General features: G+C 60.8%; 8 protein-coding genes. 1 reads left to right on the top strand and 7 read right to left on the bottom strand.

Annotation, left to right across the window (positions count from 1 at the left end):
* Position 1: 1 nt before the first annotated feature.
* The 3 genes from mdtC to DTA24_RS09190 are packed head-to-tail and all read right to left on the bottom strand — an operon-like array spanning position 2 to position 7440.
* Positions 2 to 3079 (bottom strand): multidrug efflux RND transporter permease subunit MdtC, encoded by a 3078-nt coding sequence (mdtC, locus tag DTA24_RS09180; RefSeq protein WP_008804079.1) that lies wholly within the window; start codon positions 3077 to 3079, stop codon positions 2 to 4.
* Positions 3080 to 6202, bottom strand: coding sequence for an MdtB/MuxB family multidrug efflux RND transporter permease subunit (locus tag DTA24_RS09185; protein WP_123836742.1), 3123 nt, complete (start codon positions 6200 to 6202; stop codon positions 3080 to 3082).
* Positions 6202 to 7440, bottom strand: a complete 1239-nt coding sequence (locus DTA24_RS09190) for an MdtA/MuxA family multidrug efflux RND transporter periplasmic adaptor subunit (RefSeq protein ID WP_012541067.1) — start codon at positions 7438 to 7440, stop codon at positions 6202 to 6204. Before DTA24_RS09190 ends, DTA24_RS09185 begins: the two co-directional genes overlap by 1 nt.
* Before the next feature lie 300 nt (positions 7441 to 7740).
* Between DTA24_RS09190 and DTA24_RS09195 the strand changes: the two genes are divergently transcribed.
* Positions 7741 to 9015, top strand: coding sequence for a dicarboxylate/amino acid:cation symporter (locus DTA24_RS09195; protein ID WP_044614004.1), 1275 nt, complete (start codon positions 7741 to 7743; stop codon positions 9013 to 9015).
* Positions 9016 to 9289: 274 nt separating this feature from the next.
* On the opposite strand, the gene DTA24_RS09200 is transcribed toward DTA24_RS09195, so the two are convergent.
* The 4 genes from DTA24_RS09200 to DTA24_RS09210 all read right to left on the bottom strand — a co-directional run bounded on the left by DTA24_RS09200 (position 9290) and on the right by DTA24_RS09210 (position 12967).
* Positions 9290 to 9901 (bottom strand): helix-turn-helix transcriptional regulator, encoded by a 612-nt coding sequence (locus DTA24_RS09200; protein ID WP_008804083.1) that lies wholly within the window; start codon positions 9899 to 9901, stop codon positions 9290 to 9292.
* A 115-nt stretch (positions 9902 to 10016) separates the two neighbouring features.
* Entirely contained in the window at positions 10017 to 10157 is a 141-nt protein-coding gene (locus DTA24_RS29060; RefSeq protein WP_046621842.1) for a small membrane protein, read from the bottom strand.
* A 237-nt stretch (positions 10158 to 10394) separates the two neighbouring features.
* Entirely contained in the window at positions 10395 to 11096 is a 702-nt protein-coding gene (locus tag DTA24_RS09205; RefSeq protein WP_012541069.1) for a response regulator transcription factor, read from the bottom strand.
* 14 nt (positions 11097 to 11110) lie between these two features.
* On the bottom strand, positions 11111 to 12967 hold the full coding sequence (locus DTA24_RS09210; protein WP_023340519.1) for a sensor histidine kinase: 1857 nt from the start codon (positions 12965 to 12967) through the stop codon (positions 11111 to 11113).
* Positions 12968 to 13172: the final 205 nt, after the last annotated feature.

The raw sequence follows: 13172 nt of genomic DNA on the forward strand, positions 1-13172 counted from the left end.
GTTATTCGCTTACCGGTTGAGAGGAGTGACGCGAAAAACGCAACCGCAGACGGTCAAAGAAAAGATAGACCACCGGCGTGGTGTAGAGCGTTAACAGCTGGCTCATCACCAGACCGCCGACGATGGTGATCCCCAGCGGCTGGCGCAGCTCAGAGCCATCGCCCCCGGAGAGCACCAGCGGCAGGGCGCCGAACAGCGCCGCCAGGGTGGTCATCATAATCGGCCGGAAACGCAGCAGGCAGGCCTGGAAAATCGCCTCTTCCGGCGCCAGATTGCCGGTGCGCTGCGCCTCAAGGGCAAAATCGACCATCATGATGGCGTTTTTCTTCACGATGCCAATTAATAACATGATCCCGATAAGGGCGATTAGGCTGAACGGGGCATCGAATATCTCCAGCGCCAGCAGGGCGCCCACTCCGGCGGAGGGCAGCGTCGAGAGGATGGTCAACGGATGCACATAGCTCTCATACAGCATCCCCAGCACGATATAGACCGTGGCGATGGCCGCGAGGATCAGGATCACCTGCGCGTTCATGGTCTGCTGAAAGACCTGAGCGGTACCGGCAAAGGAGCCGCGCACGCTCGACGGCACCCCGAGCTGGGTCATCGTGCGGTTAATGGCGTCGCTGGCTTCCGACAGCGAGCGGCCGGTGGGCAGGTTAAAGGAGATAGTGGACGCCGCCGACAGCCCCTGGTGGTTCACCGACAGCGGGGCGTTGGCCGGCTGCCATTTGGCGAAATAAGCCAGCGGGATCGGCTTGCCCTCGCTATTGATAACAAACATCTTGTCGAGGGCGCTGACGTCCTGGGTGTAGGCCGGATCCACCTCCATCACCACCTTGTACTGGTTGAGCGGCTGGTAGATGGTGGAGATTTGCCGCTGGCCGAAGGCGTTGTTCAGCAGGTTGTTGGCGTCCTGGACGCTGATGCCGAGGCGCGACATCGTGTCCCGGTCATAGACCAGGTCCATTTCGGCGCCATTGTCCTGCTGATCCGAGTTGACGTCCGCCAGCTCAGGCAGCGCCGCCAGTGCTTTGCGGATCTTCGGCTCCCACTCGCGCAGCGCCGACAGGTCGTCGGACAGCAGGGTGTACTGATAGCTGGCGTTCGACTGCCGGCCGCCGACGCGAATATCCTGCACCGCCATCAGGAACAGGTTGGCCCCGGGCTCGTTGGCCAGCTTTTTGCGCAGCCGGTCGATCACCTGCTGCGCCGTCTCGTGGCGCTGGTCGCGCGACTTGAGGGTGATAAACATCATCCCGCTGTTGACCCGCGAGCCGCCGGTAAAGCCGGTGACGTTATCCACCGCCGGATCTTCACGAATGATCTTCATAAAGTCCTGCAGCTTGCCGCGCATCGCCTGGAAGGAGATGCTCTGGTCGGCCTGAATGCCGCCCATCAGCACCCCGGTGTCCTGCTCCGGAAAGAAGGTTTTCGGGATCGAAATGTAGAGCCAGACGCTGAGGGCGATGGTGCCGAGCACCACCAGGCCGGTCAGCCGGCTGTGCCTGAGCACCCATTTTAACGATTTCCCATAGCCGCCCTGCACGGCCACCAGCAGGCGGCCAAAGCCGCGGTTGCGCGTCGGCTGGTGGGGCTTACCGCTTTTCAGCAGCCAGCCGCACATCATCGGCGTCAGGGTGAGGGACACCGCCAGCGAGATGCCGATCGCCACCGACAGGGTGACGGCGAACTCGCGCAGCAGGCGGCCGGGCAGGCCGCCCATCAGCAGCAGCGGCAGAAACACCGCCACCAGCGACAGGCTCATCGACAGCACGGTAAAGCCGACTTCGCGGCTCCCCTGCAGCGCCGCCTGCAGAGGTTTCATCCCCGCTTCCAGATGGCGGGAGATATTCTCCAGCACCACGATAGCGTCATCCACCACGAAGCCGGTGGCGATGGTCAGAGCCATCAGCGACAGGTTATTGAGGCTGAAGCCGCACAAATACATCGCGGCGAAGGTACCGATTAAGGAAACCGGGACGGCGACGGCCGGGATCAGCGTGGCGCGCCCCGAGCGCAGGAACAGGAATACCACGAGGATCACCAGCGCCACCGATATCACCAGCGTCTGCTCCACCTCCTCCAGCGAAGCACGGATGGTCGGCGAGCGGTCCTGGGCGATCTGCAGGTCGATAGCCGCCGGAATGGTCTGCTGCAGCTCCGGCAGGCGGGCGCGGATGCTGTCCACTGTCTGGATAATATTGGCTTCCGGCAGTTTGCGGATCATCAGCAGGATCGCCGGTTTGGCGTTGGTCATCCCGGCGTTGCGCACGTCCTGCACCGAATCCGAGACGGTGGCGACATCCCCCAGTCGCACTGCGGCGCCATTCTGGTAGTGGACGATCAGCGGCTGATAGTCGGCGGCGGTCTTCAGCTCATCGTTGGTCTGCACCTGCCAGCGGTGCGCGCTGTCCTCCAGCGCCCCCTGCGGTTTGCGCACGTTAGCGTCGCTGATGGCGGTGCGCACCGCGTCCAGCGACACGCCCTGGTTGAACAGCGCCTGCGGGTTGAGGTCGACGCGCACTGCCGGCAGGGAGCTGCCGCCGACGTCGACATCACCCACACCGTCGATCTGCGCGATGGTCTGCGCCAGCTGGGTGGAGGCGAAATCATACAGCTCACCCTGGGAGTAGGTGTCCGAGGTCAGCGTCAGGATCATGATCGGCGCATCCGACGGGTTGGCTTTGCGGTAGGTCGGCCGGCTGGGCATCCCGCTCGGCAGCAGGCTTTGCGCGGCGTTGATCGCTGCCTGAACGTCGCGCGCCGCGCCGTTGATATCGCGGTCGAAGTTAAACTCAAGAATGATGCGCGTACTGCCCAGCGAACTGGAGGAGGTCATCTCATTGACCCCGGCAATCCGTCCCAGGGAGCGTTCCAGCGGGGTGGCCACCGATGAGGCCATGGTCTCCGGGGAGGCCCCCGGCAGCGAGGCGCTAACCATGATCACCGGGAAGTCCACCTGCGGCAGCGGGGCTACCGGCAGCAGCCGGAAGCCAAGAATGCCGCACAGGGTGATGGCCAGCGAGATGAGGATCGTCGCCACCGGGCGGTAAATGAAGAGGGCGAAAAACTTCACTTACGCCTCCTCTTCCTGACGCGGGAAGCGGCGCTTCAGGTGCAGCGACAGGCGGTCGAACAGCAGATAGATCACCGGGGTGGTGAACAGGGTCAGCACCTGGCTGAGCATCAGACCGCCGACCATGCCGATCCCCAGCGGACGCCGCAGCTCCGCGCCGACGCCGGTGCTCAGCATCAGCGGCAGGGCGCCGAGCAGGGCGGCGAGGGTCGTCATCAGGATCGGACGAAAACGCAGCAGGCAGGCCTGGTAGATCGCTTCCCGCGGCGGCATGCCCTGTTCGCGTTCGGCGGCCAGCGCGAAGTCGATCATCATGATGGCGTTCTTCTTCACGATGCCGATCAGCAGAATGATGCCGATGATGGCGATCACGTCCAGCTCGCTGCCCGCCAGCCACAGCGCCAGTAGCGCCCCGACCCCGGCGGTGGGCAGGGTGGAGAGGATCGTGATCGGATGGATAAAGCTTTCATACAGCACCCCCAGCACGATATACATCGCCACCACCGCGGCGACCACCAGCCAGACGGTGCTGCCGAGCGCCGACTGGAAGGCCAGCGAGCTCCCCTGGAGCTGGGTGCGGATATCGGTCGGGAAATCCAGCGACTGTTCGGCGGCGAGGATCGCGTCCACCGCTTCGCCCAGCGAATAGTTGTCCGGGACGTTAAACGAGATGGTGGTCACCGGGAACTGATCGAGGTGGTTCACCGACAGCGGGGTAAAGCGCTGCTCCACCGTGGCGATGGCGGTCAGCGGCACGATGCCGCCGTCGCTACTGGTCAGGCGGATATTATCCAGCGCCGCCAGGCCCGGCGTCGCCTCGGTATCCTGCTCGAGCACCACGCGATACTGATTCGCCTGAGTGTAAATGGTGGAGATCAGCCGCTGGCCGAAGGCGTTGTACAGCGCGTTATCGACATCGGCCATTGAGATGCCGAGGCGGCTGGCGCTGTCGCGATCCACCTTGATATAGGCGGCCAGGCCTTTGTCCTGCCAGTCGCTGCTGACGTCGGCCAGCTGCGGCTGGGCCTGCAGGCGGCTGAGCAGCGGCGGCACCCAGGTGCTCAGCGCCTCGAGGGAGTTTGCCTGCAGGGTGAACTGGTACTGGGTGCGGCTCACCGTGGTGTCGATGGTCAGATCCTGGGTCGGCTGCAGGTAGAGCGCCACGCCCGGGACGCCGTCCACCGCCTGCTGCAGGCGGCTGATCACCGTCTGGACGCGGTCATCGCGTTCATCCAGCGGCTTGAGGTTGATCTGCAGACGGGCGCTGTTCAGCGCCGGGTTGGTGCCGTCGACGCCGACGAACGAGGTCAGGCTCTCCACGGCCGGGTCCTTAAGGATAATGCTGGCCACCTGCCGCTGGCGCTCGGCCATGCTGGCGAAGGAGACCGACTGCGGCGCCTGGAGGGTGCCCTGAATAATGCCGTTATCCTGGATCGGGAAGAAGCCTTTCGGGATAAAGACCCACAGGATAATCGACAGCGCCAGGGTGCTCAGCGCGACGCCGAGCGTCAGCCATGGATGGTTCAGCACCCGGCTCAGCCAGCGGCCATAGACGGCGATCACTCGGTCGAAGAAACGCTCGCTGGCCCGGGAGAAACGGTTCTGCTTGCGCAGCGATTCGTGGCTTAACATGCGGGCGCACATCATCGGCGTCAGGGTCAGGGAGACCACCGCCGAGATAAGAATAGCGACGGCAAGGGTGACGGCGAATTCGCGGAACAGACGGCCGACGATATCGCCCATAAACAGCAGCGGGATCAGCACCGCGATCAGCGAGAAGGTGAGGGAGATAATGGTGAAGCCGATTTCCCCCGCGCCTTTCAGCGCGGCGGCCAGCGGCTTCTCGCCTTTTTCGATATAGCGCGAGATGTTCTCGATCACCACGATGGCATCATCCACCACAAAGCCGGTGGCGATGGTCAGGGCCATCAGCGTCAGGTTGTTGATCGAGAAGTCGAGGAACACCATCACCGCGAAAGTGCCCACCAGCGACAGCGGCACCGCGACGCCGGGAATAATGGTCGCCGGCACGTTGCGCAGGAACAGATAGATGATCATCACCACCAGGGCGATGGCCAGCATCAGCTCAAACTGGGTGTCGCGCACCGAGGCGCGAATGTTGGTGGTCCGGTCGGAGAGGACCTGCACCTTCACCGATTTCGGCAGGCTCTCGGTGAGCTGCGGCAGCATCTGGCGAATGCTGTCGGCGGTGTCGATGATGTTGGCCCCCGGCTGACGCTGAACGTTCATCACGATGGCCCGCTGCTGGTTGGCCCACGCCCCGAGCCAGCTGTTTTCGGCCCCTTGTTCGACGCTGGCGACATCGCCGAGACGGATCGGCGCCCCGTTCTGATAAGCGATGATCAGGCGGCGGTAATCCTCAGCGGACTGCATCTGATCGTTAGCGGAAAGCGTCACCGCGCGGGCCGGGCCGTCGAGGCTGCCTTTCGCGGAGTTAACGTTGGCGCTGGTGATAGCGGTGCGCACGGTTTCGCTGGTCAGGCCGAGGGCGGCGATGGCCTGGGCGTTAAGCTTCACCCGCACCGCCGGGCGCTGGCCGCCGGCGAGGGTCACCAGACCGACGCCGGAAACCTGGGAGATCTTCTGCGCCACCCGCGTCTCCACCATGTCCTCTACCTGGGTCATCGGGATCGCGGAGGAGGTGACGGCGAGGGTCATGATCGGCGGATCCGCCGGGTTCACCTTGCTGTACACCGGTGGGTTGGGCAGATCGCTCGGCAGCAGGTTGGTGGCGGCGTTAATGGCCGCCTGCACTTCCTGCTCGGCGACGTCCAGCGGCAGGGTCAGCTGGAACTGCAGCGTGACTACCGAGGCGCCGCCAGAGCTTTGCGACGACATCTGCTTAAGGCCGGACATCTGGCCGAACTGGCGCTCCAGCGGGGCGGTGATAGCGGAGGTCACCACATCCGGGCTGGCGCCCGGATAGAGGGTAACCACCTGAATGGTCGGGTAATCGACTTCCGGCAGAGCGGAGACCGGCAGGAAGCGGTAGCCGATGATCCCGGCTAACAGGATCGCCACCATCAGCAAAGTGGTGGCGACCGGACGCATAATAAACAGCCGGGACGGGCCGCCGGTGCGGCCTGGGGGTAACACCTGCATCAGGAACGCGCTCCGTGTTTACCGCTCTGGCGCGGAGCGGGCTGCGCCTGCTCGCTGCCGCTGGCGGTGACAACTTCCACTTTCGCCCCTTCGGTCAGGCGGTCAATCCCGTCGGTGACCACGCGATCCCCGGCGGAAAGCCCGGCGCTGATGACCACTTTCTGGCTGTCCTGGATGCCGGGCGTCACGCTGTGTTTGCTGACCTTATTCTCATCGTTCAGCACCCACACAAAATGCCCTTCGTTGCCCATCTGCAGGGCGGCGGCGGGGATCACCACCGCGTTCTCTTCGGTATCCACCAGCAGGCGGGCGTTAACGAACTGGTTGGGGAACAGCGCGTCGTCCAGATTGCTGAAGCGCGCCTTCAGCTTAATGGTCCCGGTGGTGGCATCGATCTGGTTGTCGAGACTCAGCAGCTCGCCGACGCTGATTTTCTGCTTATTGGTGCGATCCCAGGCTTCGACGCTGAGCGCTTTGCCCGCTTTCTGCGCCTGCACCACCGTGGCGATGCTGTTTTCCGGCAGGGTGAAGACCACATCAATCGGGTGCGTCTGGGTGAGAACCACAATCCCGGTGGTATCTCCGCTGGAGATCTGGTTGCCAATATCCACCTGCTTTAAGCCGACGCGGCCGTCAATCGGCGCGGTGATGCGGGTCCAGTCGAGCTGCAGCTGGGCGCTGGCGACGGCGGCTTCATCGGCCTTTACGGTGCCAGCGGATTCCACCACCAGCGACTGCTGGGTGTCGAGCTCCTGGCGGGAGACGAGGTTGGTTTTCACCAGCTGCTGGTAACGGGCGAGATCGCGGCGGGCGTTCGCCAGGGTGGCGTTATCTTTCGCCAGCTGACCCTGCGCCTGGGCGAGGGCGACTTTAAACTGGCTGGGGTCGATCTGCGCCAGCAGGTCGCCGGCTTTGACCTGCTGTCCCTCCTGGAAGTGAAGGCTCAGCAGCTGGCCGTCGACCCGGCTGCGCACGGTCACGGTATTGGCCGCCGTCACGGTACCCAGCCCGGTGAGATAGCGTGGCACCGCTTGTTCGGTCGCGGTCGCCGCCTGCACCGGCGCCAGCGCGCCGCCGAAACGGCCATGACGCGCGCCGCCCGGCCCCTGCGGGCCTTGTCCTGCTGCGGGAGCGCTGCTGCCGCTCGTGCCACGATCGTGCCAGAACCAGTAGGCGGCTCCGGCGATAATCACTACCGCCAGCGCGGCGCCCCAACGACGTATGTTACTGCCTTTCATTAGTTTACGGTCTCATCCTGAAGCGTTTCGCTGAATGATACTAGTTTAGTGAGGGAAGGGGCCGTAAAAATGGAGGAATTATGAAAAGAAGGTTGAGAAATGTCTGGATAACCGCCGCGACGCCGGGCGGTCTCGTTGGAGATTTCCGGGGTGATATCAACTTTTAGTTTAAAAAAGTAAAAAATAGTTGTATCCGGGAGGGCTTTAATTAGATTTATGCGGTGAATAAATCAGTGCATTTTCATAATAATAACATATGCACTTAAAAATCAACGTGTTAAATAATCAGGGGTCATTGCTGTGGCAAACGCAAACAAACTCACGCTCTTTATCGTCATTTTTATGCTGATGGGGATCCTCTCCGGCGCGGCTATCCATGCCTACGCGACGCCGACCACCATCTCCGCTTGGGCGGACAACATTACGCTGCTGACCGATCTGTTTCTGCGGTTGATCAAAATGGTCATCGCGCCGTTGGTGTTCAGCACCCTGACGGTCGGCATTATGCGTCTCGGCGAGACGGCGACCATTGGCCGGGTAGGCGGGAAGGCGATGGTGTGGTTCATCACCTCCTCGGTATTATCCATTCTCGTCGGGCTGGTGATCGTCACCTTCCAGCACCCGGGCGCCGGGTTAAACCTGGCGGTGCCGAAAGAGGCGGTGGATACCGGCCTGGCGGTCAGCGGCATGAGCCTGAAAGGATTCCTGTCGCACACTATCCCCACCAGCATCACCGAGGCGATGGCCAACAACGAGATCCTGCAGATTGTGGTGTTCTCGATGTTCTTTGGCATCGCCGGCGCGTCGCTGGGCGAGAAGTTTAATGCCCCGCTGGTGGCGGCGCTCAATGTGGTGTCGCACATTATGCTGAAGGTGACGGGCTACGTGATGTACGTTGCGCCGCTGGCTATCTTTGCCGCCATTTCGTCGGTGATTGCCTCCCAGGGGCTGGGGATCCTGCTCAACTACGCTTCGTTCATCGGCGGTTACTACCTGGCGGTACTGTTGACCAGCGCGGTGCTGATTACCGTTGGCTATATGGTGCTGAAAAAAGAGGTCTTCCGTCTGCTGAACATGCTGAAGGACCCGGTGTTGGTGGCGTTTACTACCAGCAGCTCCGAAGCGGCCTATCCGAAGACTCTTGAGCGGCTGGTGAAGTTTGGCTGCTCGCGCAATATCGTCTCGTTCGTCCTGCCGATTGGCTACTCGTTCAACCTTGTTGGCTCGATGGTTTACTGCTCCTTCGCCGCGATGTTTATCGCCCAGGCCTATAACGTACCGCTGAGCTTTAGCGAGATTACGGTCATGATGCTGACCCTGATGCTGGCCTCGAAAGGCATCGCCGGGGTGCCGCGCTCGGCGCTGGTGGTGCTGGCGGCCACGATCCCCAGCTTCAATATTCCGGTTGCCGGGATCCTGCTGCTGATGGGTATCGACCATTTCCTCGACATGGGGCGCTCCGCCATCAACGTGTTGGGTAACGGCATCGCCACCGCCATGCTGTCGAAAAACGAAGGTCTGCTGACCGACGAGGAAGCACAGCCGGACTGGGAAGCCGAGAAAGCGGAAGCCTGATCCTGCCGCGCCCTTTCACAGAGGGCGCTATTCCACACGAAAAAAAAGACCCCTGACAGGCACGTCAGGGGTAATGTGACGAAGTATCAGTTTTCCTCGTAACTAGTCTTTTTTCTTATATAAAAACGCGCGGTAACGTCTTTATACCGAGGAAGCGTCAGAGTTTAACGTTATGTTCGGCAGCGCTGGCGCTTTTTTAGCATCCTGCGGCTATTTTCGGATTCCAGACAATATCACTACGGGAATATCTTATTCTCTTCTGTTCGCTATTTGCCTACCAGCGCTCACGTAACAGATTCATAAACTGGAAAAAGTCGTGATTATTATTCAGGCTGTATTTTTCCATAATCTTATTCTTATGGTAAGCGGCGGTGCGGGGACTGACGCGCTGCAGGGCGGCGATTTTACTCATGTCCAGCCCTTCAAGAATACCGTGCACCACAGCGGTCTGCGACCGCGACAGGACACGATGCGGGCAGCTGGCGCAGCTCAGTTCCCGGCTCGTGGCGTCAGTGGCCGACGGGTCCATACAATGCTGTAGTTCGCTTTTAATGATCGCCAGCAGCTGTGGAATACTGGCCGTTTTCAGCGAGACAAAAATGACTCCTTTCAGGCAATTAATCATGAAATCGTCTTCCGGCAGCTGGTCGTAGCTGTGGAGGATAATCAGGGAGCTGCCTTTTTTTCTGTTTTTAATCAGGGTATTGCACAGATAGATTTCACCAGGGATCACTTCGCATATAATAATATCTTCGTCTGACAGGTCGTTATTGCGCCAGGAGAAACGGGCCCGCATATCGTCCCGGGAGAGATCATTAACCATGGCGACCAGCGATTCACGTACAAAGGTGTTGCGGGTATTGATGGTGACATTAATGTTTCTCATGGCGTTATTTCCTTATGCAAAACATAACGCCATGCTGTGACAAATCCTCCGGGCGTATGCGGTGTGTTGATTTTATAAACGTACCTGTAATCGTTTTTAATTATTATAAAGTGAATTATTTACGACGCGTCGAACGCTTATCGTTAAACGTAAACTTCTGCCGTCTCCTGTCTTTTAGATAGGAAATAAAACTGTATACAGAGATGCTGAAGAAAAATATGCATAGCAATAATATTAACCACGTTTGCATGGCCATCGTTTTTACCTTATTTGTGCTGCATGGTGTCAGAATTTACCGCGAACGGCTATTACGTTTTGTTATATGTTTTCCTGTCCACTGAAAATCATACGACATCATCCTGATGTGCTAGCACTATAAGAAAGTTCTTAAGCGCGTCGTCAGTCTCATTCCTCTCATTTCTCTCAGAAAATGAGAAAAATTAACACTTGCGAGTTATTCACACCCCGCGCAGCGGCCAGATCGCGCTTTCGATCAGGAAATAAACGCCAGTCCTTTGCCAAAGATCGCTCGTACGGGCAGGTGGATCCCTTGCTGGCGCGCCTTATGGCGCAGGCGGCTAATCACCACGTCGATGCGGTGCAGGTCAGGCTCGCTGTCGTGGGAAAACAGGCAGGCATGGAGGTCCAGCTTGCTGCACACCTCGTTGCGATTGCGCATTAACAGCTCCACCAGACGGTACTCCTGCTGGGTTAACTCCAGCGTCCGGGCATCGGGAGAAATCAGTTTATCCTCATGCAGACGCCACAGTCCGGTGGCGGCGGATGACGCGGTGCCGGGCGCCTCCGATGGAAGGGCGGCGGGTCGATCCTGCTGCAGGCGGGCGCCAAGGGCGGTGAGGGTCTCCGCAAGGTGGGCGAAGTTAACCGGCTTAATCAGGTAAGCATCGGCCCCAAGACTGAGCGCCTGCAGTTTATCCTGCTGCTGGCCGCGGGCGCTGACCACCACCAGACCGTAATGCCCCAGCTCATGCAGGTAGCTCAGCACGCTGAAGCCATCTTCCCCGGGCAGGCCGATATCAATCAGCACGATGTCCACCGGATGGCTATGCAGTTGTCGCCAGAAGGCTTCGGCGCTGCGCGAGCCCCACACCTCGAAGCCGCGATAGCCCAGCCAGGCCAGCAGTTCATCCAGCAGATCGGCGTTATCTTCAATTATCGCCAGCCGTAAAGCCATACGTCGTTCTCCTCTTAAGCAACCGTGGGGAGGGTGAGAATAAAGGTGCAGCCGTCCGGGCCATGCTCGGCCAGCCACAGTTTGCCATCATGAGCCTGCACGATCTGACGCGCAACATACAGTCCGAGACCGGTGCCGCCCGGCACCGGCGACGTGTGCTCGCCGCGGCGGTAGCGCTCAAAGATCAGTTCCGCTTGCCCGTCGGGCAGGCCCGGGCCGTGGTCGCGAATGCGCAGCTCGGTATGCCCGGCTTCGGAGCGGATATCGATGGCGATTTCACCGGGGGGCGAATACTTCACCGCGTTATCCAGCAGATTGGCGATGGCGATGCACAGCAGGCCGGCATCGGCCTGCAGTTGCGGGCTTTCCACCGCGCCGTGATGGCGGATGTTCAGGTAATGGTCGTGGGAGATGGCCACCACCGAGGCGGCCATGTTGATCACCGACAGCAGGGCGGTCTGCTGGCGATCGACGTGCAGGTCGTGTGAGGCGAGCCGGGCGTCGGCAAGGCAGTTATCGGTGAGCTGCACCAGACGGGTGGCGGCGCGCCCGATGCGATCGAAGCGCGCCTCCTGGCTGGCCGAGGCGGCCGAGAGGCGGAGATTTTCCAGCGCTGCCTGGATCACCGCCAGCGGCGTGCGGAATTCGTGCGCTACCATGCCCATAAACTGTCGCTGATGGAAGCTGGCTTCACGCTCAATCTGCAGCTCACGCGCCAGGCGCTGCTTCTGCTCCAGCTGGCGGTTTTCAGCGCGCACCCGCAGGATGGCAATGATCAGCACCGTAATGATGTGGACGATCAGCGCATACTGCCAGAGGGAATAGATCGCCATATGGAACGGGATTATCCCGTGGATAGACAACTGCACCAGCACCGCGGCGGCGACGTAGAACGGCGGCAGCAGACCCAGCAGCAGAGTGTTACGGTCGATGGCTTTTTTGCGCCACAGCCACCAGGAGGTGAACAGCAGCACCGGGGTGATAATGATGAAGATCACCCCTTCAATCTGCATCGCGAAGCCGTAAAACCCGAGCGGAATACTGACCTGCAGCACCAGGTTGAGCACCACCGCAGCGATCAGTAGCTGATGAAGCCGCGGCATATTCTTCTTCAAATCAAAAATCTCGCTGTGCAGCCAGAGGGCGGTGGCATAGCTGAACAGGGAGAGGCTGCTGATCATGAAGTCCTGGAACGGCAGCGCCGCGTGGCCGAAAAACCACTCCGGGAAGCCGTGCAGGGCGGCCACCAGCGGATAATTGAGCGAGAAAAGACAGATGCCCCACAGCAGACGCCGGCGCAGGGCTAGCGCCAGCCACAGCGCCACGCCGCTGGCGACGGCGGCCAGGCCGAAGTAGAAGCTCCAGAAAGCGGTGTCGGCGGTCGCCCGTTGTACAAATTCCTGCGGCGAAGAGAGCGAGGCCAGCAGGATCAGAGTGCTGGTGCTCTGCAGGCGAAAGACCACCTCATAGCCGGCGGCGGTTGGCGGCGGGGGGATAATCAGCACGCTTTCCCGGTAGTGCAGGTCGCTCTCGCGGGCGACGTCGCGGTCGCCAAAGGTGCGCTGTTCCCAGGGGGCATCGCTGCCCAGAGGTCGGTAGTAAATGGTCAGATGGTCGACAAAAGAGGGGCCCAGCTGCAGCCAGCGCGGCTCCCCGGCAAACCACGTTCCCGGCAGCTCGCTGCGCAGCCACCAGGTTTTTCGCGAATAACCAAAGGAGGGGATCTGCCGGGTGGTGGCGAGCTGGTCTGTGGGCAGGGCGGCGAAGCGATCGATGGTCATCTGGCCGCTGGCGTCCGCGTACCACTGGACCGGGATATCAATGCCCACCTGGCGCGTCACCGCCTGCGCCTGCGGGGCGACCAGCAGCAAGAGTAATCCACAGCTGAGCAGCCAGCCTGCCAGGAACCGCGGCCGGCAACGCCGGACCGCTGCGAAGATCGCAGACACCCTTTTCAATCACGCCCCCTTGCGGCATGCCAACGATACAGACCGCAGACATCTGGCTACGGTATGGATAATACGCCCCCGGAAGTGGGGAAGAGTGGACAGGCCTGTCCGGACGAACAGGCCATTT

The sequence above is a fragment of the Klebsiella sp. P1CD1 genome, from assembly GCF_003790505.1.
Classification (GTDB): Bacteria; Pseudomonadota; Gammaproteobacteria; order Enterobacterales; family Enterobacteriaceae; genus Klebsiella; species Klebsiella variicola.